General features: G+C 54.3%; 23 protein-coding genes, 1 tRNA gene and 1 rRNA gene. 15 read left to right on the forward strand and 10 right to left on the reverse strand.

The annotated features are described in order from the left end of the window. Positions 1–130: 130 nt before the first annotated feature. Genes frdA through frdD form a run of 4 tightly spaced genes read left to right on the forward strand, consistent with a single transcriptional unit; the run spans position 131 to position 3,424 of the window. A complete protein-coding gene (gene frdA, locus QRN24_RS14080) occupies positions 131–1,921 on the forward strand; it encodes a fumarate reductase (quinol) flavoprotein subunit (RefSeq protein WP_025206263.1) in 1,791 nt (596 codons plus the stop codon). After that, positions 1,914–2,648 carry a fumarate reductase iron-sulfur protein gene (gene frdB, locus QRN24_RS14085; protein WP_020882957.1) on the forward strand — a complete coding sequence of 245 codons (735 nt, stop codon included), beginning with the start codon at positions 1,914–1,916 and terminating at the stop codon, positions 2,646–2,648. Before frdA ends, frdB begins: the two co-directional genes overlap by 8 nt. Positions 2,649–2,658: 10 nt before the next feature. Further along, complete coding sequence (gene frdC / locus QRN24_RS14090; RefSeq protein WP_014168296.1) at positions 2,659–3,054, forward strand: fumarate reductase subunit FrdC; 396 nt, start codon at positions 2,659–2,661, stop codon at positions 3,052–3,054. 10 nt (positions 3,055–3,064) lie between these two features. Further along, entirely contained in the window at positions 3,065–3,424 is a 360-nt protein-coding gene (gene frdD / locus QRN24_RS14095) for a fumarate reductase subunit FrdD (RefSeq protein ID WP_032679414.1), read from the forward strand. Positions 3,425–3,453: 29 nt separating this feature from the next. Here frdD and ampR read toward each other — a convergent pair whose 3' ends face one another. Then, positions 3,454–4,329, reverse strand: coding sequence for a LysR family transcriptional regulator AmpR (ampR, locus tag QRN24_RS14100; protein WP_020882960.1), 876 nt, complete (start codon positions 4,327–4,329; stop codon positions 3,454–3,456). Between the two features lie 132 nt (positions 4,330–4,461). On the opposite strand from ampR, the gene QRN24_RS14105 reads away from it, so the two are divergent. Next, the gene (locus QRN24_RS14105; RefSeq protein WP_047954938.1) at positions 4,462–5,607 is read left to right on the forward strand and encodes a cephalosporin-hydrolyzing class C beta-lactamase ACT-129; all 1,146 of its coding nucleotides are present in this window, start codon (positions 4,462–4,464) and stop codon (positions 5,605–5,607) included. Positions 5,608–5,705: 98 nt separating this feature from the next. Further along, positions 5,706–6,236 (forward strand): lipocalin family protein, encoded by a 531-nt coding sequence (locus QRN24_RS14110; RefSeq protein WP_014168292.1) that lies wholly within the window; start codon positions 5,706–5,708, stop codon positions 6,234–6,236. Here the strand turns inward: QRN24_RS14110 and sugE are convergent. Further along, positions 6,233–6,550 (reverse strand): quaternary ammonium compound efflux SMR transporter SugE, encoded by a 318-nt coding sequence (sugE, locus tag QRN24_RS14115; protein WP_032681885.1) that lies wholly within the window; start codon positions 6,548–6,550, stop codon positions 6,233–6,235. The two genes, QRN24_RS14110 and sugE, sit on opposite strands and share 4 nt — an antisense overlap. A 262-nt stretch (positions 6,551–6,812) precedes the next feature. Here sugE and QRN24_RS14120 point away from each other — a divergent pair, with 262 nt between their 5' ends. Further along, positions 6,813–7,412, forward strand: coding sequence for a LuxR C-terminal-related transcriptional regulator (locus QRN24_RS14120; protein WP_014168290.1), 600 nt, complete (start codon positions 6,813–6,815; stop codon positions 7,410–7,412). A 38-nt stretch (positions 7,413–7,450) separates the two neighbouring features. Here QRN24_RS14120 and ecnB read toward each other — a convergent pair whose 3' ends face one another. The 3 genes from ecnB to efp form a co-directional block, all read right to left on the reverse strand. Continuing rightward, the gene (gene ecnB / locus QRN24_RS14125) at positions 7,451–7,597 is read right to left on the reverse strand and encodes a lipoprotein toxin entericidin B (protein ID WP_014168289.1); all 147 of its coding nucleotides are present in this window, start codon (positions 7,595–7,597) and stop codon (positions 7,451–7,453) included. 108 nt (positions 7,598–7,705) lie between these two features. Next, positions 7,706–7,837, reverse strand: a complete 132-nt coding sequence (locus QRN24_RS14130; protein WP_025206267.1) for an entericidin A/B family lipoprotein — start codon at positions 7,835–7,837, stop codon at positions 7,706–7,708. Between the two features lie 58 nt (positions 7,838–7,895). Further along, a complete protein-coding gene (efp, locus tag QRN24_RS14135) occupies positions 7,896–8,462 on the reverse strand; it encodes an elongation factor P (RefSeq protein ID WP_014882207.1) in 567 nt (188 codons plus the stop codon). A gap of 40 nt (positions 8,463–8,502) precedes the next feature. Between efp and epmB the strand changes: the two genes are divergently transcribed. Beyond that, entirely contained in the window at positions 8,503–9,531 is a 1,029-nt protein-coding gene (epmB, locus tag QRN24_RS14140; protein WP_025206268.1) for an EF-P beta-lysylation protein EpmB, read from the forward strand. 63 nt (positions 9,532–9,594) lie between these two features. Here epmB and QRN24_RS14145 read toward each other — a convergent pair whose 3' ends face one another. From QRN24_RS14145 to QRN24_RS14155, 3 genes are all read right to left on the reverse strand, one after another. Further along, on the reverse strand, positions 9,595–9,948 hold the full coding sequence (locus QRN24_RS14145) for a DUF4156 domain-containing protein (RefSeq protein WP_020882965.1): 354 nt from the start codon (positions 9,946–9,948) through the stop codon (positions 9,595–9,597). A gap of 137 nt (positions 9,949–10,085) precedes the next feature. After that, positions 10,086–11,729 carry a chaperonin GroEL gene (groL, locus tag QRN24_RS14150; RefSeq protein ID WP_032679409.1) on the reverse strand — a complete coding sequence of 548 codons (1,644 nt, stop codon included), beginning with the start codon at positions 11,727–11,729 and terminating at the stop codon, positions 10,086–10,088. A 32-nt stretch (positions 11,730–11,761) separates the two neighbouring features. Beyond that, positions 11,762–12,055: a co-chaperone GroES gene (locus QRN24_RS14155; protein WP_003855929.1), complete on the reverse strand. Its 294-nt coding sequence runs from the start codon at positions 12,053–12,055 to the stop codon at positions 11,762–11,764. A gap of 178 nt (positions 12,056–12,233) precedes the next feature. Between QRN24_RS14155 and yjeH the strand changes: the two genes are divergently transcribed. Further along, the gene (yjeH, locus tag QRN24_RS14160) at positions 12,234–13,472 is read left to right on the forward strand and encodes an L-methionine/branched-chain amino acid transporter (protein WP_063214281.1); all 1,239 of its coding nucleotides are present in this window, start codon (positions 12,234–12,236) and stop codon (positions 13,470–13,472) included. 42 nt (positions 13,473–13,514) lie between these two features. Here the strand turns inward: yjeH and QRN24_RS14165 are convergent, their stop codons facing one another. Next, positions 13,515–13,979, reverse strand: coding sequence for an FxsA family protein (locus QRN24_RS14165; protein WP_020882967.1), 465 nt, complete (start codon positions 13,977–13,979; stop codon positions 13,515–13,517). A gap of 335 nt (positions 13,980–14,314) precedes the next feature. Between QRN24_RS14165 and aspA the strand changes: the two genes are divergently transcribed. From aspA to QRN24_RS14195, 6 genes are all read left to right on the forward strand, one after another. Further along, positions 14,315–15,751 (forward strand): aspartate ammonia-lyase, encoded by a 1,437-nt coding sequence (gene aspA / locus QRN24_RS14170; RefSeq protein ID WP_020882968.1) that lies wholly within the window; start codon positions 14,315–14,317, stop codon positions 15,749–15,751. A 116-nt stretch (positions 15,752–15,867) separates the two neighbouring features. Continuing rightward, the gene (locus QRN24_RS14175; protein WP_006178930.1) at positions 15,868–17,169 is read left to right on the forward strand and encodes an anaerobic C4-dicarboxylate transporter; all 1,302 of its coding nucleotides are present in this window, start codon (positions 15,868–15,870) and stop codon (positions 17,167–17,169) included. 113 nt (positions 17,170–17,282) lie between these two features. Beyond that, a complete protein-coding gene (gene cutA / locus QRN24_RS14180; protein WP_221716708.1) occupies positions 17,283–17,606 on the forward strand; it encodes a divalent cation tolerance protein CutA in 324 nt (107 codons plus the stop codon). Beyond that, entirely contained in the window at positions 17,582–19,285 is a 1,704-nt protein-coding gene (locus QRN24_RS14185) for a protein-disulfide reductase DsbD (protein WP_284942824.1), read from the forward strand. Before cutA ends, QRN24_RS14185 begins: the two co-directional genes overlap by 25 nt. 49 nt (positions 19,286–19,334) lie before the next feature. Then, positions 19,335–19,910 (forward strand): transcriptional regulator, encoded by a 576-nt coding sequence (locus QRN24_RS14190; RefSeq protein WP_020882970.1) that lies wholly within the window; start codon positions 19,335–19,337, stop codon positions 19,908–19,910. 126 nt (positions 19,911–20,036) lie between these two features. After that, positions 20,037–20,112 (forward strand) — tRNA-Phe (locus QRN24_RS14195). Positions 20,113–20,427: 315 nt separating this feature from the next. On the opposite strand, the gene rrf is transcribed toward QRN24_RS14195, so the two are convergent. After that, positions 20,428–20,504, reverse strand: a 5S ribosomal RNA gene (rrf, locus tag QRN24_RS22845); the annotation flags it as partial.

The raw sequence follows: 20,504 nt of genomic DNA on the forward strand, positions 1-20,504 counted from the left end.
TGACATCCACGCGGTTATACTGCTTTACCCATAAAGGAGCAGTGGAAACGCTTTCGCAATCGTCCTTTTGGACGGGTGAACTACCTTTAGTTTATCGCGTTGCGAAATAACAAAAATCTGGAGGAATGTCGTGCAAACTTTTCAAGCCGATCTTGCCGTTATAGGCGCTGGCGGGGCTGGATTACGTGCTGCGATTGCTGCAGCACAAGCTAATCCCAACGCTAAAATCGCATTGATTTCAAAAGTCTATCCGATGCGCAGCCATACGGTTGCCGCAGAAGGAGGATCCGCCGCCGTTGCGCAGGATCATGACAGCTTCGAATACCATTTCCACGACACGGTTGCAGGGGGCGACTGGCTTTGCGAGCAGGATGTCGTTGACTACTTTGTACACCATTGTCCTACGGAGATGACCCAGCTTGAACAGTGGGGATGTCCGTGGAGCCGTCGTCCGGACGGCAGCGTCAACGTTCGCCGCTTCGGCGGGATGAAGATCGAACGCACCTGGTTCGCCGCCGATAAAACCGGCTTCCACATGTTGCACACCCTGTTCCAGACCTCCCTTCAGTTCCCACAGATTCAGCGCTTTGACGAACATTTCGTCCTCGACATTCTGGTTGATGACGGTCAGGCGCGCGGTCTGGTGGCGATGAACATGATGGAAGGCACCCTCGTCCAGATCCGCGCCAACGCGGTGGTCATGGCTACTGGCGGTGCGGGGCGTGTTTACCGCTACAACACCAACGGCGGTATCGTCACCGGTGACGGCATGGGCATGGCGCTCAGCCACGGCGTGCCGCTACGGGATATGGAGTTCGTGCAGTATCACCCTACTGGGCTGCCCGGCTCCGGCATTCTGATGACGGAAGGCTGCCGTGGTGAAGGCGGGATCCTGGTCAATAAAAATGGCTACCGCTATCTGCAGGATTACGGCATGGGCCCGGAAACCCCGCTCGGCGAGCCGAAAAACAAATACATGGAACTGGGCCCGCGCGACAAAGTGTCTCAGGCCTTCTGGCACGAATGGCGCAAAGGCAACACCATCGCCACGCCACGCGGCGATGTGGTCTACCTCGACCTGCGTCATCTTGGCGAGAAGAAACTGCTGGAACGTCTGCCGTTCATTTGCGAACTGGCAAAAGCCTACGTTGGCGTCGATCCGGTGAAAGAGCCGATTCCGGTACGTCCAACAGCCCACTACACCATGGGCGGTATCGAAACCGATCAGCAGTGCGAAACCCGCATTAAAGGGCTGTTTGCCGTGGGCGAGTGCTCCTCTGTCGGCCTGCACGGTGCTAACCGTCTGGGGTCAAACTCACTGGCGGAGCTGGTGGTCTTTGGCCGCATGGCGGGCGAGCGTGCGATGGAGCGTGCTGCCACCGCGGGCGAGGCGAACAGCGCGGCGCTGGATGCCCAGGTCGTTGACGTCGAAAAACGGCTGAAAAACCTGGTGAACCAGGAAGGAAATGAAAACTGGTCGAAAATCCGCGACGAGATGGGCCTGTCGATGGAAGAAGGCTGCGGTATCTACCGTACCCCTGAGCTGATGCAAAAAACCGTGGATAAGCTGGCTGAGCTGCAGGAGCGCTTCAAGCGCGTGCGCATTACCGATACCTCCAGCGTGTTCAACACAGACCTGCTCTATACCATCGAGCTGGGTCACGGCCTGAACGTGGCGGAATGTATGGCGCACTCTGCGCTGGCACGTAAAGAGTCACGCGGCGCGCATCAGCGTCTTGATGAAGGCTGCACCGAACGTGATGACGTCAATTTCCTGAAACACACTCTCGCCTGGCGCGATGCGGATGGCACCACCCGTCTGGACTACAGCGACGTGAAAATCACGACGTTGCCACCGGCTAAACGCGTGTATGGCGCAGAAGCAGAAGCCGCCGAGAAGAAGGAGAAGGCGAATGGCTGAGATGCAGAAACTGAAAATCGAAGTGGTGCGCTACAATCCGGAAGTGGACACCGCACCGCACAGCGCATTCTATGAAGTCCCTTATGACGAGCAAACCTCTCTGCTGGATGCGCTCGGCTATATCAAAGATAACCTTGCGCCGGACCTGAGCTACCGCTGGTCGTGCCGTATGGCAATCTGCGGCTCCTGCGGCATGATGGTCAACAAGGTGCCGAAACTGGCCTGTAAAACTTTCCTGCGTGAATACACCAAAGGCATCAAAGTAGAAGCGTTGGGTAACTTCCCGATTGAACGCGATCTGGTGGTCGATATGACCCACTTTATCGAAAGTCTGGAAGCGATTAAGCCGTACATCATCGGCAATCCACGTACGCCGGATCAGGGGACGAACACCCAGACGCCAGCTCAGATGGCGAAATACCATCAGTTCTCCGGCTGCATCAACTGTGGTCTGTGCTACGCCGCGTGTCCACAGTTTGGCCTGAATCCAGAGTTTATTGGCCCGGCGGCCATTACCCTGGCGCACCGCTATAACGAGGACAGCCGCGACCACGGTAAAAAAGAACGTATGGCGCAGCTTAATAGCCAGAACGGCGTCTGGAGCTGTACTTTTGTGGGCTACTGCTCCGAAGTCTGTCCGAAGCACGTCGACCCGGCCGCCGCTATTCAGCAGGGTAAAGTGGAAAGCTCGAAAGACTTTCTTATCGCCACCCTGAAACCACGCTAAGGAGTGCATAATGACGACTAAACGCAAAGCCTACGTGCGGCCAATGCCGTCCACCTGGTGGAAGAAACTGCCGTTTTATCGCTTCTATATGCTGCGTGAAGGCACCGCAGTGCCGGCGGTCTGGTTCAGCCTGGAGCTGATGTACGGCGTTTATGCCCTCAAACATGGCCCTGAAACCTGGGCCAGCTTTGTCGGCTTCCTGCAAAACCCCATCATCGTGATCCTGAACCTGATTGTGCTCGCGGCAGCGCTGCTTCATACCAAAACCTGGTTTGAACTGGCGCCAAAAGCGGCGAACATCATCATTAAAGACGAGAAAATGGGGCCAGAGCCTGTCATTAAAGGGCTATGGGGCGTGACGATCCTCGTCACTGTGGTCATTCTGTTTGTCGCACTGTTCTGGTAAGGAGACTACTGTGATTAATCCAAATCCAAAACGTTCTGACGAGCCGGTCTTCTGGGGACTGTTTGGCGCAGGGGGGATGTGGAGCGCCATCATCGCGCCGGTCATCATCCTGCTGGTCGGTATTATGCTGCCACTGGGGCTGTTTCCGGGCGATGCGCTGGGTTACGAGCGAGTACTGGCCTTTGCCAGCAGCTTTATTGGCCGTGTGTTCCTCTTCCTGATGATCGTCCTGCCGCTGTGGTGTGGCCTGCACCGTATTCACCATGCGATGCATGACCTGAAAATCCATGTCCCGAGCGGGAAATGGGTGTTCTACGGTCTGGCAACCATCCTGACGGTGGTTACGCTGATTGCCGTGGTTACTATCTGATACATCAGGCCCGCCCCCCGGCGGGCCTGTCATTTCTGCATTTTCCCCACCAGCCACTGCGCAAACTCACGCATTGCAGGGGTTTCTGTCCGTGACTGCAATCGGGTTAACCAGTAACTGCCCAGCTCAATCTGTGTCGCAAACGGCTGAATGATACGTTCACTATTCAGCAGATGAGTGAACATACCTACAGGCGCAATAGCAATTCCCACGCCGGCCTGCGCGGCTTCCAGCATGGTAACGGATGAATCAAACACCATCACCCGATGCGTTGGTGACGGCGGGAGTTCGCCCGCGGCCTGCATCCACGCCGACCATTCGTCGCGTCGGTAGGAGCGCAGCAGCGTAAACTTCAGCATGTCCGCCGGTGCTTGTAGCCCGACGGCAATTTCAGGCGTGCACAGCGGAGCCAGCGGCGCAGAACACAGAAACGTCGCTTCAGTGCCATGCCACGCCCCTCCACCGTAGCGGATCGTGTAATCCAGTCCTTCGGCGGCCGGATCGACGCGGTTATTATGGGTCGAAAGATGCAGATCGATATGCGGATAGCGGCGACGGAAATCATCCAGCTGCGCGAATAACACCCCGGTCGCAAAAGTCCCCACCACGCCAATTTTAAGCTTCTCCAGCGCGCGATGACTGGCAAAGCGATCCAGCATGCCGGCGATACGATCAAACGAATCGTTCAGCACCGGCAGCAGATTCTCGCCCTCTGTCGTCAGCATCAATCCGCGCGAAACCCGGACAAACAGCTGACAGTTCAGATGTTGTTCCAGCGTCTTAACGTGCTGACTGATGGCTGAATGGGTGACATTCAGCTCAATGGCAGCATTAGTAAAACTGAGGTGCCTTGCGGCGGCTTCGAAGGCACGAAGCGAATTAAGCGGTAAATAGCTGCGTGTCATCAACCCATCCGTTAGAAAAATTAACAGCTAATGCTAAATTTAACCGTTTGTCAGCCACAGTCAAATCCAACAGACTGGGTATGTCTGACGGGCCCGGACACTCCCTTGACTCGCTATTACGGAAGATAACTGATGATGAAAAAATCCCTGTGCTGCGCCCTGCTGCTCAGCACCTCCTGCGCTGCATTAGCCGCACCTCTGTCAGAAACACAGCTGGCGAAGGTCGTGGAACGTACCGTTACGCCCCTGATGAAAGCGCAGTCTATTCCGGGTATGGCGGTCGCCGTGATCTATCAGGGCCAGCCGCACTACTTCACCTTCGGCAAGGCCGATGTCGCCGCGAACACACCCGTCACTGCACAAACGCTGTTTGAGCTGGGCTCAATCAGCAAAACCTTCACCGGCGTTCTGGGTGGCGATGCTATTGCTCGCGGTGAAATTTCGCTGGGCGATCCGGTGACCAAATACTGGCCTGAGCTGACCGGCAAACAGTGGCAGGGCGTTCGCATGCTGGACCTGGCAACCTATACTGCCGGTGGCCTGCCGTTACAGGTGCCCGATGAGGTTACCGATAATGCCTCGCTGCTGCGTTTTTACCAGTCCTGGCAACCACAGTGGGCGCCAGGCACCACGCGTCTTTATGCAAATGCCAGCATCGGTCTGTTTGGGGCTCTGGCGGTGAAACCTTCTGGCATGCGCTTTGAGCAGGCGATGACAGAGCGGGTCCTGAAGCCGCTTAACCTGAACCATACGTGGATTAACGTTCCGAAGTCAGAAGAACAGCATTACGCCTGGGGTTATCGTGACGGTAAAGCGGTTCACGTTTCGCCGGGCATGCTCGACGCCGAAGCGTATGGCGTGAAAACCAACGTGAAGGATATGGCGAGCTGGGTGGTGGCTAACATGGCCCCCGATGGCATACAGGATGCCTCACTGAAGCAGGGCATGGTGCTTGCACAGTCTCGCTACTGGCGCACAGGCTCGATGTACCAGGGCCTGGGCTGGGAGATGCTCAACTGGCCGGTAGAAGCCAAAACCGTGGTGGAGGGCAGCGACAACAAGGTAGCGCTTGCACCGTTGCCCGTGGCAGAAGTGAACCCTCCGGCTCCACCGGTAAAAGCGTCATGGGTACATAAAACAGGCTCGACGGGCGGATTTGGCAGCTACGTGGCATTTATCCCTGAGAAGGAACTCGGCATTGTTATGCTGGCGAACAAGAGCTACCCGAACCCGGCACGCGTGGAAGCGGCATACCGTATTCTGAGCGCTCTGCAGTAACATCTTGCCGGGTGATGTAGGTGCTCACCCGGCCTGCAAAATTCCCGCATTTTCCTTGCTGTCATCTACACTTAACAAAAAACAGTAAGGAAACTCCTATGCGCATTTTGCCTGTTATCGCCGCAGTGACAGCCGCGTTTTTAGTGGTTGCCTGCAGCTCCCCTACTCCCCCTCCCGGCGTCACCGTTGTCAGCAATTTCGACGCACAACGTTTTCTTGGAACATGGTATGAAATCGCGCGCCTTGACCACCGTTTTGAACGGGGTTTAGAGAAGGTCACGGCAAATTACAGCCCGATGGATGACGGCGGTATTCAGGTTATCAACCGGGGCTATAATCCGGACCGGGAAATGTGGCAGCAGTCGATTGGACAAGCGTACTTTACCGGCGACCCGCGACGGGCCGCGCTCAAAGTCTCCTTCTTCGGCCCGTTCTATGGCGGATATAACGTGATCGCGCTCGACAGAGAGTACCGTCACGCGCTGGTCTGCGGGCCGGATCGCAACTATCTGTGGATCCTCTCTCGCACCCCAACCCTTTCACCTGAGATGAAACAGCAGATGCTGGACGTCGCGACCCGGCAAGGGTTTGATGTGTCGAAACTCATCTGGGTAGAACAACCCCATTAATGGGTGCTGAGCTTCAACCCAATAATACCGGCCACAATCAGGGCGAGGCTGGCGATACGCGCCAGACTCGCTGACTCACCCAACAGCAGGATCCCCGTGATGGCCGCCCCCACGGCGCCAATTCCCGTCCAGACGGCATACGCTGTCCCCACCGGTAAAGAACGCATCGCCCACGAGAGCAAAACGATACTCACAATCATCGCGGTAAGGGTAATGACGCTGGGTGTCAGGCGGGTAAAACCGTGGGTGTACTTCAGACCTATCGCCCATACCACTTCGAGCAGGCCAGCAATAACAAGAATGATCCAGGACATTTCAGGCTCCTTAACTTAAATGCAAGTTGGGGCCGTCCCCGATGAAGGAAGCGCTTACGGGTCGTCCCGCAAGGCAAAGATTACGCCTCATATTTTGGTTAGCGTGCGATTTTTTTTCAATCCTTTTGTGCTGAACATGTTAAGGCAAGAAATAGCCGCAGTATGCCGCGCAGTTCAGGCATTTATCACTCATCCGACTTCTCTATGATGATGTGCTTTCTGATGGCAGGAAGCCAAACCACTAGCCGACTGCGAATATAATATGTTCAAAATTCTTTTGATTGACCGTTGTCACTTCACCCGCACCGGGTTTGAAGCATGGCTCAATCATTCCGGTTTATTTCCGGAAAACGTCGTTGTGACCGGCCTGAATAATCTTTTCCTCGCCAGAGAGCACATTCTGCAATGGAAACCGACGCTGGTTATTGCTGACCTGCATGGGTTCAGACAGGATGTACATCCCTTTCAGTCCCTCTCATCTTTGCTGAACGCCAGCGAAAGAGTGCCCTTTATTTTGCTGCAATCGGGTGAGGATAGTGAAATGACCGCCTGGCTGAAGCAATTCCCGGTCTGGTCATCGCTGTTGAAAAATGCCCGTCTTGAACAACTGGGGACAGTTATCCACGACGCACTCATTTCGCACGCGAACAGTGAAAAGCCAAAGGTAACCGCGCCTTTGCTGACGCGCCAGGAGGAGAAAGTGCTAACGTTGTGGATGGAGGGTGCCAGCAATCAGAAAATTGCGGCTCACCTGAGTATTAACGGTAAAACGGTCTATACCTATAAACGGAATATCCGCATGAAATTGCATATGGATACGCGTTATTCACCGTTTTTATCCCTGCAGGAATCAGAAAGCTGACGGTACGAAACCCGTCTGGTTCCGTACCGTTTATTCAATTACTGCTGTGCTTTACTTGCCGCACCAGAGATTGCGCTACCACCTTCAGAAATATCCTGACCAACGCCACGCGTGGTATTACAGGCTGTTAATACTGAAGAAAGTACCAGGACTGAAAAGATCGCTGCAATTGTCTTCTTAACCATAATATCGTCCTTTTATAGCCAAAGTTGTTTTGTGTATAGCAATTTAAGAATAGACAATATCCCGTCGTTTGACGGAAAAGGACGCATTTTTAGGAAAATTAGACGGGGTTAGCTGGCCGCGTGAGAAATGATATGGCCGAGATCCTGGATATCTTCCCCCATTCCACGCGTGGTGTTACAGCCGGAAAGCAACGCGCTGGACAGCGCTAACAGAAGCAGAATTTTAACGGTACGGTTCATCATCCCTGCCTGCAAAAAACAGGCGCAGCGGGCACTGCGCCTTCAGTCTTGACGTAAATTACTTCACGCGAGATACGTATTCGCCGGAGCGGGTATCTACTTTGATCACTTCACCAGTCTGTACGAACAGTGGAACTTTAACCACTGCACCGGTGGACAGGGTAGCTGGCTTGCCGCCAGTACCTGCGGTATCACCTTTCAGACCTGGGTCGGTTTCAACGATTTCCAGCTCTACGAAGTTTGGTGGGGTAACAGCGATAGGCTGGCCGTTCCACAGGGTCACGATGCACTCAGCCTGGTCCAGCAGCCATTTTTCGCTATCGCCAATCGCTTTAGCATCCGCAGACAGCTGCTCGAACGTTTCGTTGTTCATGAAGTGCCAGAACTCACCGTCGTTGTACAGGTAAGTCAGGTTCATATCGACAACATCAGCGCCTTCAGCGGAGTCAGTAGACTTGAAGGTTTTCTCAACACGGGTACCGGTCAGCAGGCGACGCAGCTTAACGCGCGCGAATGCCTGGCCTTTACCTGGTTTAACGAATTCGCTGGCTTCAACCGCGTACGGTTCGCCGTCCATCATGATTTTAAGACCAGCACGAAAATCGTTGCTATAGTACGTTGCCATAAGGCCCTCTAAATTTGTTAACTGGTAGCTAAGCCACAAAATGGCGCATATTGTAACCCTAAACACCCCGTCCAGAGAAGATTGGTTATCGCAACTTGCCGATGTAATCACCAGTCCTGATGAATTGCTGCGTCTGTTAGACCTCGATCAGCACCCAGAGTTGCTTGCAGGCCGCGAGGCTAAGCGACTTTTTGCCCTGCGGGTTCCCCGCGCGTTTGTTGCCCGTATGGAGAAAGGAAACCCTGACGATCCATTATTAAAACAAACGCTTACTGCGCAGGAAGAGTTTATATCAGCGCCAGGATACAGCACCGATCCTCTGGAAGAGCAGAACAGTGTGGTACCGGGTTTACTGCACAAATATCTCAACCGTGCTCTTCTGCTGGTGAAAGGCGGTTGCGCGGTAAACTGCCGTTATTGTTTCCGTCGCCACTTCCCGTATGCCGAAAATCAGGGTAATAAACGCAACTGGCAGGTTGCCCTGGACTATATCGCCGCCCATCCGGAACTGGATGAGATCATTTTTTCGGGTGGCGATCCGCTGATGGCAAAAGATCATGAGCTGGACTGGCTATTGACCCAGCTTGAAGCCATTCCACACATCAAGCGTTTGCGCATCCACAGCCGTTTACCGATTGTTATTCCGGCACGCATCACGGACGGTCTGGTATCTCGCCTTGAGCAGTCTCGTTTACAGGTTCTGCTGGTGAACCATATCAACCATGCGAATGAAATCGATGAGGCATTCCGTGCGGCGATGGCGCGTCTGCGCAAAGCGGGTGTGACGCTGTTGAACCAGAGCGTGTTGCTGCGCGGTGTGAATGATAATGCCCGGGTTCTGGCGGAGCTCAGTAATGCGTTATTCGATGCGGGCGTGATGCCCTACTACCTGCACGTACTGGATCGTGTGCAAGGCGCGGCGCATTTCATGGTCACGGATGAAGAGGCCCGGCAGATTATGCGCGAACTGTTAACGCTGGTTTCAGGCTATATGGTGCCGAAGCTGGCGCGAGAGATTGGCGGTGAGCCGAGTAAGACGCCGCTGGATTTGCAACTGCGGCAACAATAACGGCAGGTGGCGCTACGCTTATCCGCCCGGTGGGGTTGGGCGCAGCGCCATCAGCACTGTAGATCAGTTAGGGCACTTATAGACCTGGCCATTCATCTGGCTGGCCGTTGGCACGAAGCTGGACAACATCCCTTGCGACGGGCTGCTCACGCCGTAAATCACGTTGCCACCCATCTCTGCAGCCTGGTTACGCAGCGCGTTAGCGGCACCGCGCATAGATCCACCTTCTTCACCGTGCTGACCCGACATCCAGTTGCTTTGCTCACCGGTTGCCGTGCCTAAAAACTGGCACTCGTTACCCGGCTTATCTTCAACAAAGCGAACGCCCTGACCTGCAGCAGACAGCTCATTGCTGGAGCTACAACCCGCCAGCAGCAATGCTGCTCCTACGATCCCTGCACAGACTTTTACGCGCATGTTATTCCTCGTTTTCAATAAGCTGGACAGCAGATGTTGTCCGTGTGTAAACCTTATACTAAAAAGATGACCAAAAGAAAAACCCCCGAGCATTTCTGCCCGGGGGTTTTTCTCATTCTAAGCGGTAAAGCGCACGATTACATCATGCCGCCCATACCACCCATGCCGCCCATACCCGCAGCACCTAAGTCAGGTGCGTCGCCTTTAGGCATGTCGGTCACCATGCACTCGGTAGTGATCATCAGACCCGCTACAGAGGCCGCGTACTGCAGTGCAGAACGGGTCACTTTGGTTGGATCCAGGATACCGAAGTCGATCATGTTGCCGTATTCTTCAGTTGCAGCGTTGTAACCGTAGTTACCTTCGCCCGCTTTCACCATGTTCGCAACCACGGATGGCTCTTCACCGGCGTTGGAAACGATCTGACGCAGTGGTGCTTCCATTGCGCGCAGCGCAACTTTAATACCCACGTTCTGATCTTCGTTCTGAGCAGTCAGGCCAGCCAGTTTAGCGGCAACACGCACCAGCGCGACACCACCACCAGCTACCACGCCTTCTTCTACTGCTGCACGGGTCGCGTGCAGAGCATCGTCAACGCGTGCTTTCTTCTCTTTCATTTCAACTTCAGTTGCCGCGCCCACTTTGATTACTGCCACGCCGCCTGCCAGTTTCGCTACGCGCTCCTGCAGTTTTTCACGGTCGTAATCAGAGGTTGCTTCTTCAATCTGCTTACGGATCTGAGCAACACGGCCCTGAATAGCCGCTTCTTCACCCACGCCATCGATGATGGTGGTGGTGTCTTTGTTGATCACAACGCGTTTAGCCTGGCCCAGGTCTTCCAGGGTCGCTTTTTCCAGCTCCATACCGATCTCTTCAGAGATTACGGTACCGCCAGTCAGGGTAGCGATATCCTGCAGCATCGCTTTACGGCGGTCGCCGAAGCCAGGTGCTTTGACCGCAGCCACTTTCACGATGCCACGCATGGTGTTAACCACCAGGGTCGCCAGTGCTTCACCTTCAACGTCTTCAGCAATGATAACCAGCGGCTTGCCTGCTTTCGCAACGGCTTCCAGCACTGGCAGCATTTCACGGATGTTGGAGATTTTCTTGTCAGCCAGCAGGATGAATGGGCTTTCCAGCTCAACAGCGCCCGTTTCTGGCTTGTTGATGAAGTATGGGGACAGGTAACCGCGGTCGAACTGCATACCTTCAACCACGTCCAGTTCGTCTTCCAGACCGGTACCGTCTTCAACGGTGATCACGCCTTCTTTACCGACTTTGTCCATCGCTTCTGCGATCAGTTTACCTACGGTTTCGTCGGAGTTAGCGGAGATAGTACCAACCTGAGCAATCGCTTTAGAGTCGGAGCATGGAACGGACAGTGTTTTCAGCTCTTCAACCGCCGCAGTAACCGCTTTGTCGATACCGCGCTTCAGATCCATTGGGTTCATACCCGCAGCAACGGCTTTCAGACCTTCGGTGATGATAGCCTGTGCCAGTACGGTTGCGGTGGTGGTACCGTCGCCTGCAGCGTCGTTCGCTTTAGAGGCAACTTCTTTCACCATCTGCGCGCCCATGTTTTCGAACTTGTCTTCCAGCTCGATTTCACGTGCTACAGAAACACCGTCTTTCGTGATGGTTGGCGCGCCGAAGGATTTATCCAGCACTACGTTACGGCCTTTCGGGCCCAGGGTCACTTTAACTGCATCTGCCAGTACGTTTACGCCGCGGAGCATTTTTACACGAGCGTCGTTACCGAATTTTACGTCTTTAGCTGCCATGTTCTTATTTCCTCAAATTCTCGTGCGTAAAATTACGCTTCAACAATTGCCAGAATGTCGCTTTCGGACATGATCAACACTTCTTCATTGTCGATCTTCTCGGATTTCACGCCGTAGCCATCGTTGAAAATTACGATGTCACCAACTTTAACGTCCAGTGGCTGCACAGTTCCGTTTTCCAGAATGCGGCCCTTACCGACAGCGATGATTTCGCCACGCGTTGATTTTGCTGCTGCAGAACCAGTCAGAACGATGCCGCCAGCAGACTTGGTTTCAACTTCTTTACGTTTGACGATCACACGATCATGTAACGGACGAATACTCATTGATAGCTCTCCTTTGAGAAAGTCATTATCAGTTATGGATGACGCCGGTCCGCACGCGGTTTTCCGACTAGTGCCCTGAGAGATGGGGATAGCTTTTTCCCCCTTCAAGGGGCAGACGAAAAAAAATTTGCGAAAGTGTTACCATCGCCTCTCTTTTGATCGTGGCAGGGCGATGTCAATGAGTGGACTAAAACAGGAGTTGGGACTGGCGCAGGGCGTGGGTCTGCTGTCGACCTCCTTGTTAGGTACGGGTGTGTTTGCGGTACCCGCGCTGGCAGCACTGGTGGCCGGCAATAATAGCCTGTGGGCGTGGCCAGTGCTGATTGTGCTGGTGTTTCCGGTCGCGGTCGTGTTTGCCATCCTCGGACGGCATTTCCCCAGCGCGGGCGGCGTAGCGCACTTTGTCGGTATGGCGTTTGGTCCGCGACTGGAGCGGGTCACCGGCTGGCTGTTTCTTTCTGTTATTCCCGTCGGTCTACCGGCAGCGTTGCATATCGCGACCGGTTTTGGCCAGGCGCTGTTTGGCTGGCATAACGAGCAACTGCTGCTGGCCGAGCTGGGTACGCTGGCCATCGTCTGGTGGGTCGGCTCACGGGGTGCCAGTTCGAGTGCCAACCTGCAAACCGTCGTTGCAATACTGATTGTGGCCCTCATTGTCGCCATCTGGTGGAAAGGGGATATTACGCTGAAGGAGATCCCCTTCCCCGCGGTAAGTGAGGTCAACCATTCGCAGCTGTTCGCTGCGCTGTCGGTGATGTTCTGGTGTTTTGTCGGGCTGGAGGCGTTCGCCCATCTGGCCTCTGAGTTTAAACAACCGGAACGGGATTTCCCGCGCGCCCTGATGATTGGCCTGCTGTTAGCAGGTACCGTTTACTGGGCCTGTACCGTGCTGGTACTGCATTTCAACGCGTTCGCCGCGGATAAAGCGGCCGCTGCCTCGCTGCCGGGCATTGTGGTGCAATTGTTTGGTCTGAAAGTGCTGTGGGTCGCCTGTGTAATTGGCTATCTGGCCTGTTTTGCCAGCCTCAATATCTACATCCAGAGCTTTGCGCGTCTGGTGTGGTCGCAGGCGCTTGATAAACCAGAGAGCCGCCTTGCGCGCCTGTCTAAACGTCAGCTGCCGTTGAATGCGCTTAATACCGTGCTGGGCTGCTGCGTCTTGAGTTCGCTATGTATTTACGGGCTGAATATCAATCTTGACGCCCTGATCGTGTACGCCAACGGGATTTTCATCATGATCTACCTGCTGTGCATGCTGGCGGGTTGTCGTCTGCTGAAAGGTCGCTATAAAGCGCTGGCAGTGGTTGGTGGCGTGCTTTGCCTGCTGTTGATGGCGATGGTGGGGTGGAAAAGCCTGTATGCGATTAGCATGCTGGCGGGGCTGTGGCTGTTTTTACCGAAACGCGGCACCCTGTAAAACAAAGCCCGGTAGCGATTCGCTTACCGGGCCTGGTCTCTTTTACCGATCGTCTTTATGGTCTAAACGGTCGCGCTGTTCATCTTTACGCTGATACTCCCCTTCGAAAGTATCCCCCGGCCCAGTGCTGAATCCACCGCCCGGCATACGGCTAAAACGCAGATGCGGCAGTAGCTTCATGGTCAGGTGTTTTTGCACCGGCGGCAGAAGCAGCAGCAGACCGAGGAAGTCAGTGAAGAACCCCGGCAGGATCAGTAGCAGGCCAGCAATAATCAGCGAGACGCTTTTGATCATCTCGGCGGCCGGGCTTTCGCCCGCGGCCATCTTCTGCTGCATTATCAGGAAATTTTTGAAACCCTGATTACGCACCAGCGACATGCCGATCACCGAAGTGAAAATCACCAGAATCAGCGTTAACAGGACACCCAGTACATGGGCGACCTGGATAAAAATTGAAATCTCGATGTAAACATAGAGAAAGAAAGCAATAAATGGTACCCAGCGCACTGGCATCTCCTGTGTGGCAGGTGCCCTCAGGCCCCTGTCTGAATGTGTTCGCGAAACGCGTCTGTAAGAAATGGTGACGGTTAGCCAAAATTCAATCGGTTTGCACGGATATTTTTTCTGGAAATTTTAAAGCGGTGACTCATTTCACAGATTAATAATTATCATGGAATCGGGTCGATAATAAGTGATCCAGATTACGGCAATTCGCTATCATCAGCATATGATCTCGAACATCTGGCTGATTGAGGGAATAATCGTCGGTCAGAAAATATTCAAAACCACATAAATACTGTGTGTTTAGTACAATCCATCGGCAGCTTGAAAAGAAGGTTCACATGTTAAACAACATTCGTATCGAAGAAGACTTGTTGGGTACCAGGGAAGTTCCAGCGGATGCCTACTATGGTGTTCACACTCTGAGAGCGATTGAAAACTTCTACATCAGCAACAACAAAATCAGCGACATCCCTGAATTTGTACGTGGCATGGTGATGGTGAAAAAAGCCGCAGCACTGGCCAATAAAGAGCTGCAAACCATTCCGAAAAGCGCGGCAAATGCGATTATCGCTGCCTGCGATGAAGTGCTGAACAACGGCAAATGCATGGATCAGTTCCCGGTCGATGTCTATCAGGGCGGCGCGGGTACCTCCGTCAACATGAACACCAATGAAGTACTGGCAAACATCGGCCTGGAGCTGATGGGTCATCAGAAAGGTGAATACCAGTATTTGAATCCGAACGACCACGTTAATAAATGTCAGTCCACTAACGACGCCTACCCAACCGGCTTCCGTATCGCGGTGTATGCCTCCGTGGTGAAACTGGTGGACGCCATTAATCAGCTGGGTGATGGCTTCCAGCGCAAAGCCGTTGAGTTCCAGGACATCCTGAAAATGGGTCGTACCCAGTTGCAGGACGCGGTTCCGATGACCCTCGGTCAGGAATTCCACGCGTTTAACGTGCTGCTTAACGAAGAAACTAAAAACCTGCTGCGCACCTCCGAGCTGCTGCTGGAAGTGAACCTGGGCGCAACCGCCATCGGCACGCGTCTGAATACGCCGGACGGTTACCAGCAGCTGGCGGTACAGAAGCTGGCTGAAGTCTCTAACCTGCCGGTTGTGCCTGCAGAAGATCTGATTGAAGCCACCTCCGACTGCGGCGCGTACGTTATGGTTCACAGCGCCCTGAAACGTCTGGCAGTGAAACTTTCCAAAATCTGTAATGACCTGCGCCTGCTCTCTTCCGGCCCACGCGCTGGCCTGAATGAAATCAACCTGCCAGAGCTGCAGGCCGGTTCGTCCATCATGCCGGCGAAAGTGAACCCGGTAGTGCCAGAAGTGGTGAACCAGGTCTGCTTTAAAGTCATCGGTAACGATACAACCGTGACCATGGCCTCTGAAGCCGGCCAGCTGCAGCTGAACGTCATGGAGCCGGTCATCGGCCAGGCAATGTTTGAATCCATCCACATTCTGACCAACGCCTGCTACAACCTGCTGGAGAAATGCGTTAACGGCATCACCGCAAACAAAGAAGTTTGTGAAGGGTATGTCTACAACTCCATCGGCATCGTCACCTACCTCAACCCGTTCATCGGCCACCATAACGGCGACATCGTCGGTAAGATTTGCGCCGAAACAGGTAAGAGCGTGCGTGAAGTCGTTCTGGAGCGTGGACTGTTGACCGAAGCCGAGCTGGACGATATCTTCTCGGCCCAGAACCTGATGCACCCGGCATACAAAGCGAAACGATATACCGATGAAAGCGAACAGTAGCAGTTCAGGCTAGGCTTCCTTAAGGCACGTCACTTGTGACGTGCCTTTTTTCTTTATAGGCGTTACCAAAATACAACAATTCAATATCAACTTGTTAATAAGCAAGGCAGGTCCTTATGTTTGGAGCAGAACTCGTCATCGTCCTGTTGGCGATTTATTTGGGAGCAAGACTCGGGGGTATCGGCATTGGTTTTGCCGGCGGTCTCGGGGTGCTCGTACTTACCCTTATCTTTCAGATTAAACCCGGCGCAATCCCTTTTGACGTTATCGAAATCATCATGGCGGTTATTGCCGCTATCGCTGCCATGCAGGTGGCAGGCGGTATGGACTACCTGGTGAGCCTGGCGGAGCGTATGTTACGCCGCCATCCAAAATACATTACCTTCCTTGCCCCGCTGGTGACGTGGTTTATGACCATTCTCGCCGGTACTGGCCACACCGCCTTCTCCACGCTGCCGGTCATTACCGAAGTGGCGAAAGAGCAGGGCATCCGTCCGTCTCGTCCACTCTCGATTGCCGTGGTCGCGTCCCAGATTGCGATTACCGCATCACCTATCTCCGCTGCGGTGGTCTTCTTCGCCGGTATCCTTGAGCCTATGGGCGTGAGTTACCTGACGCTGCTGGCCATCTGTATTCCGGTGACGCTGATTGCAGTGATGATCACCGCCGTGCTGTGTAACTTCCTCGGCGCCGAACTGAAAGACGATCCGGTTTATCAGGAGCGTCTGGCAAAAGGTGAAGTGAAACTGCGTGGTAGCCAGGTCTTCGAACTGAAGCCGCATGCAAAACGCTCCGTCTTGCTGTTCCTGATCGGTATCGTTGCGGTCATGTTCTACGCAACCGCCATCAGTGACACCGTGGGTCTGATCCAGAACCCGGTCCTGCCGCGTAACGAAGCGATTGTGGTATTCATGCTGACTATCGCCACGCTGATCAGCATCACCTGTAAAATCGACACCAGCGAAGTACTCAATGCCAGCACCTTTAAATCCGGTATGAGCGCCTGCGTGTGTGTACTGGGTGTGGCCTGGCTTGGTGATACCTTCGTGAAAGCTCACATCAGCGATATCCAGACCGTTGCGGGCGACCTGCTACACAACTATCCGTGGCTCCTGGCTGTGGTGCTGTTCTTTGCCGCAACCCTGCTTTACTCTCAGGCGGCCACCACCAAAGCCCTGATGCCTGCGGCACTGATGCTGGGTGTTACCCCGCTGACGGCTATCGCCTCGTTTGCTGCCGTTTCTGCGCTATTCGTTTTACCCACCTACCCAACCCTGCTGGCGGCGGTTGAGATGGATGACACTGGCTCGACTCGCATCGGTAAGTACGTATTTAACCATGCGTTCCTGATCCCGGGTGTGGTGGCTATCTCGCTGTGTGTGATCCTCGGCTTTATCATTGGCGGCATCGTGCTGTAAACAATGATGGGTTGTAAAAATAGTTAAAAACGGGCCGCTCTGCGGCCCGTTTCATTAATGACCAATAGCCTTGCGTGATATAGTGAAGACTTTCGTGATGAGGAGGTCGACTTGTGAACACGCCTGATGTTGTTGTTGTCCTTTGTACCGCCCCTGATGAAGCCTCTGCCCAGGATCTCGCCGCCAAAGTGCTGGCCGAAAAACTGGCAGCCTGCGTGACGCTCCTTCCTGGCGCCACCTCCCTTTACTACTGGGAAGGTAAACTGGAGCAGGAGTACGAAGTCCAGATGTTGCTCAAAACCAATCTGGCGAACCAGCAGGCACTCCTGGACTGCCTCAAATCTCATCATCCTTATCAAACCCCCGAACTGCTGGTATTGCCAGTGGTCCACGGCGACAACGATTATCTCTCATGGCTCAACGCTTCCTTACGCTGATCCTGCTGCTGTGCAGCACATCAGTTTTTGCCGGGTTATTTGACGCTCCCGGCCGTTCGAACGTTATTTCTGCCGACCAGGCATTTGTTTTCGATTTTCAACAAGACCAGCATGACCTGAATCTTACCTGGCAGATAAAAGAGGGGTATTACCTCTATCGCAAGCAGGTCAGCATCACGCCTGCTCAGGCAAAGGTAGGCCCACTTCAGATGCCTGCGGGCGAGTGGCATGAAGACGAGTTTTTCGGCAAAAGTGAAATCTATCGCCAGCGGTTAAGCGTGCCCGTGGCGGTCAATCAGGCCGATAAAGGCGCCACCGTGACCGTCACGTATCAGGGCTGTGCCGACGCGGGCTTCTGCTATCCGCCGGAAACCAAAGTCATTCCGCTGAGCGAAGTTAAAGCGGCCGACAGTATGCCTGCGCCTCCCGCAGATGAGAGCGCCGGAATGAAGGACGACGGTCACACAGCACTGCCCTTCTCCGCCTTGTGGGCTTTACTGATTGGTATCGGCATCGCCTTCACGCCGTGCGTGCTGCCCATGTATCCGCTTATCTCCGGAATTGTCCTCGGCGGTAAGCAACGCCTTTCAACCGCACGCGCCCTGCTGCTGGCCTTTATCTACGTGCAGGGTATGGCGTTAACCTACACCGCACTGGGCCTCGTGGTTGCTGCTGCCGGACTGCAGTTCCAGGCTGCACTTCAGCACCCTTATGTGCTGGCTGGCCTGTCGATCGTATTTATTCTGCTGGCGCTGTCGATGTTTGGTTTGTTCAGCTTACAGCTGCCGTCCGCGTTGCAGACTCGCTTAACGCTGATGAGTAACCGTCAGCAGGGTGGTTCCCCGGGCGGCGTGTTCGTGATGGGTGCCATCGCCGGGTTGATTTGCTCACCGTGCACTACCGCGCCACTGAGCGCGATCCTGCTGTATATTGCCCAGAGCGGTAACCTGTGGCTCGGCGGTGGTACGTTGTATCTCTACGCGCTGGGAATGGGTCTGCCATTGATTCTGGTAACGGTATTTGGCAACCGTCTGCTGCCCAAGAGCGGCCCGTGGATGGAGACAGTGAAAACCGCGTTTGGTTTTGTCATTCTGGCGCTGCCGGTGTTCTTGCTCGAGCGTATTATCGGCGACGTCTGGGGGATGCGCCTGTGGGCAATGCTCGGTGTTGCCTTCTTCTGTTGGGCGTTTATCACAAGCCTGGCAGCGAAAAAGCCGTGGATGCGTCTGGTGCAAATCCTCCTGCTCGCCGCCGCGCTGGTGAGCGTACGGCCACTGCAGGACTGGGCATTTGGCACACCCGCGGGACAAACGCAGGCGCATTTGAACTTCATCCAGATAAAGAACGTGGATGAACTCAACAGCGCACTGGCGCAGGCGAAAGGCAAACCGGTCATGCTGGATCTGTATGCGGACTGGTGTGTCGCCTGTAAAGAATTCGAAAAGTACACGTTTAGCGATCCGCAGGTGCAAGGTGCGCTGAAAGAGACGGTTCTGCTCCAGGCAAACGTCACCGCCAACAGTACAGCGGATAAGGCACTGCTGAAGCAACTTAACGTGCTGGGTCTGCCAACCATTCTGTTCTTCAACGAACAGGGCCAGGAGCAGCCTGCACAGCGTGTAACCGGGTTTATGGACGCGACGGCATTCAGCGCGCATTTGCGCAATCGCCAACCGTAAACAACACTTGAAACGGGACAAACCGTTGGGAATAACGGAGGAGATAACCGTGCAACGCGAAGACGTACTGGGACAAGCCCTGCAATTACTTGAGATTCAAGGGATCGCCAGCACCACGCTTGAGATGGTAGCCGACCGTATTGATTATCCTCTGGATGAACTCATGCGCTTCTGGCCGGATAAAGAGGCGCTGCTTTACGATGCCCTGCGTTATCTCAGCCAGCAGGTTGATGTCTGGCGCAGACAGCTGATGTTAAATGAAGAACTGACTGCGGAGCAAAAGCTGCTGGCGCGTTATACCGCCCTGAGCGAATGCGTAAGCAACAACCGTTATCCGGGTTGCCTGTTTATTGCCGCCTGCACCTTCTACCCTGACCCCGGCCATCCTATCCATCAACTGGCGGATCAGCAAAAGCGGGCGGCGCATGATTTCACGCACGAACTGCTGACCACGCTCGAAGTGGATGACCCGGCGATGGTCGCTAAGCAGATGGAGCTGGTACTGGAAGGTTGCCTGAGCCGCATGCTGGTAAACCGTAGCCAGGCCGATGTGGATACAGCACACCGTCTGGCCGAAGATATCCTGCGTTTTGCGCAGTGTCGTATGGGTGGCGCGCTGACGTAATCTGTCTGAAGAATTTGACCTGTTCGGCGCGTAAACCGTCAGATTGCCGCAAAGTTAAGCAGTTGAACGGCTTTTCCCGAAATAGTGTTGACGATCAGGCGCGATTGCGGTTTAATGCGCTCCGTTGCCCGGATAGCTCAGTCGGTAGAGCAGGGGATTGAAAATCCCCGTGTCCTTGGTTCGATTCCGAGTCCGGGCACCACTATTTAAAGAACCCAGCCTATGGCTGGGTTTTTGCTTTTCTGCGTCTGATAAACTCTCCTGTAACCACTCTCTGGTCACATCCTCGTAAACCTGTTCTTGCAGTATTTCATGGCGCTTAAAGTGGTCCTGTGCACGCTAAATTCCGTACTGATCTGAAGTGGTTGGGGAATCCTGAAGAGAGATGATGGGGTTTGGGGTTACCGTATCATGGCTTCGCCTTGTCTGGCGGCACTCTTTGGGGTATTCAGATGTGTATTTCGCGCCCCAAAGCAAAAAACCCCGCACCATACGGTGCGGGGTTCTTTTAATTGATGCCTGGCAGTTCCCTACTCTCGCATGGGGAGACCCCACACTACCATCGGCGCTACGGCGTTTCACTTCTGAGTTCGG

It is taken from the genome of Enterobacter sp. MEB024, from assembly GCF_030209635.1.
In the GTDB taxonomy this organism is placed as follows: Bacteria; Pseudomonadota; Gammaproteobacteria; order Enterobacterales; family Enterobacteriaceae; genus Enterobacter; species Enterobacter ludwigii.

Coding starts and splice junctions, on each gene's coding strand:
- frdB (WP_020882957.1), top strand. CDS start 1,914: ATGGCTGAGATGCAGAAACTGAAAATCGAAGTGGTGCGCTACAATCCG.
- frdC (WP_014168296.1), top strand. CDS start 2,659: ATGACGACTAAACGCAAAGCCTACGTGCGGCCAATGCCGTCCACCTGG.
- ampR (WP_020882960.1), bottom strand. CDS start 4,329: ATGACACGCAGCTATTTACCGCTTAATTCGCTTCGTGCCTTCGAAGCC.
- QRN24_RS14105 (WP_047954938.1), top strand. CDS start 4,462: ATGATGAAAAAATCCCTGTGCTGCGCCCTGCTGCTCAGCACCTCCTGC.
- QRN24_RS14110 (WP_014168292.1), top strand. CDS start 5,706: ATGCGCATTTTGCCTGTTATCGCCGCAGTGACAGCCGCGTTTTTAGTG.
- sugE (WP_032681885.1), bottom strand. CDS start 6,550: ATGTCCTGGATCATTCTTGTTATTGCTGGCCTGCTCGAAGTGGTATGG.
- QRN24_RS14120 (WP_014168290.1), top strand. CDS start 6,813: ATGTTCAAAATTCTTTTGATTGACCGTTGTCACTTCACCCGCACCGGG.
- ecnB (WP_014168289.1), bottom strand. CDS start 7,597: ATGGTTAAGAAGACAATTGCAGCGATCTTTTCAGTCCTGGTACTTTCT.
- QRN24_RS14130 (WP_025206267.1), bottom strand. CDS start 7,837: ATGAACCGTACCGTTAAAATTCTGCTTCTGTTAGCGCTGTCCAGCGCG.
- efp (WP_014882207.1), bottom strand. CDS start 8,462: ATGGCAACGTACTATAGCAACGATTTTCGTGCTGGTCTTAAAATCATG.
- epmB (WP_025206268.1), top strand. CDS start 8,503: ATGGCGCATATTGTAACCCTAAACACCCCGTCCAGAGAAGATTGGTTA.
- QRN24_RS14145 (WP_020882965.1), bottom strand. CDS start 9,948: ATGCGCGTAAAAGTCTGTGCAGGGATCGTAGGAGCAGCATTGCTGCTG.
- groL (WP_032679409.1), bottom strand. CDS start 11,729: ATGGCAGCTAAAGACGTAAAATTCGGTAACGACGCTCGTGTAAAAATG.
- QRN24_RS14155 (WP_003855929.1), bottom strand. CDS start 12,055: ATGAGTATTCGTCCGTTACATGATCGTGTGATCGTCAAACGTAAAGAA.
- yjeH (WP_063214281.1), top strand. CDS start 12,234: ATGAGTGGACTAAAACAGGAGTTGGGACTGGCGCAGGGCGTGGGTCTG.
- aspA (WP_020882968.1), top strand. CDS start 14,315: ATGTTAAACAACATTCGTATCGAAGAAGACTTGTTGGGTACCAGGGAA.
- QRN24_RS14175 (WP_006178930.1), top strand. CDS start 15,868: ATGTTTGGAGCAGAACTCGTCATCGTCCTGTTGGCGATTTATTTGGGA.
- QRN24_RS14185 (WP_284942824.1), top strand. CDS start 17,582: ATGGCTCAACGCTTCCTTACGCTGATCCTGCTGCTGTGCAGCACATCA.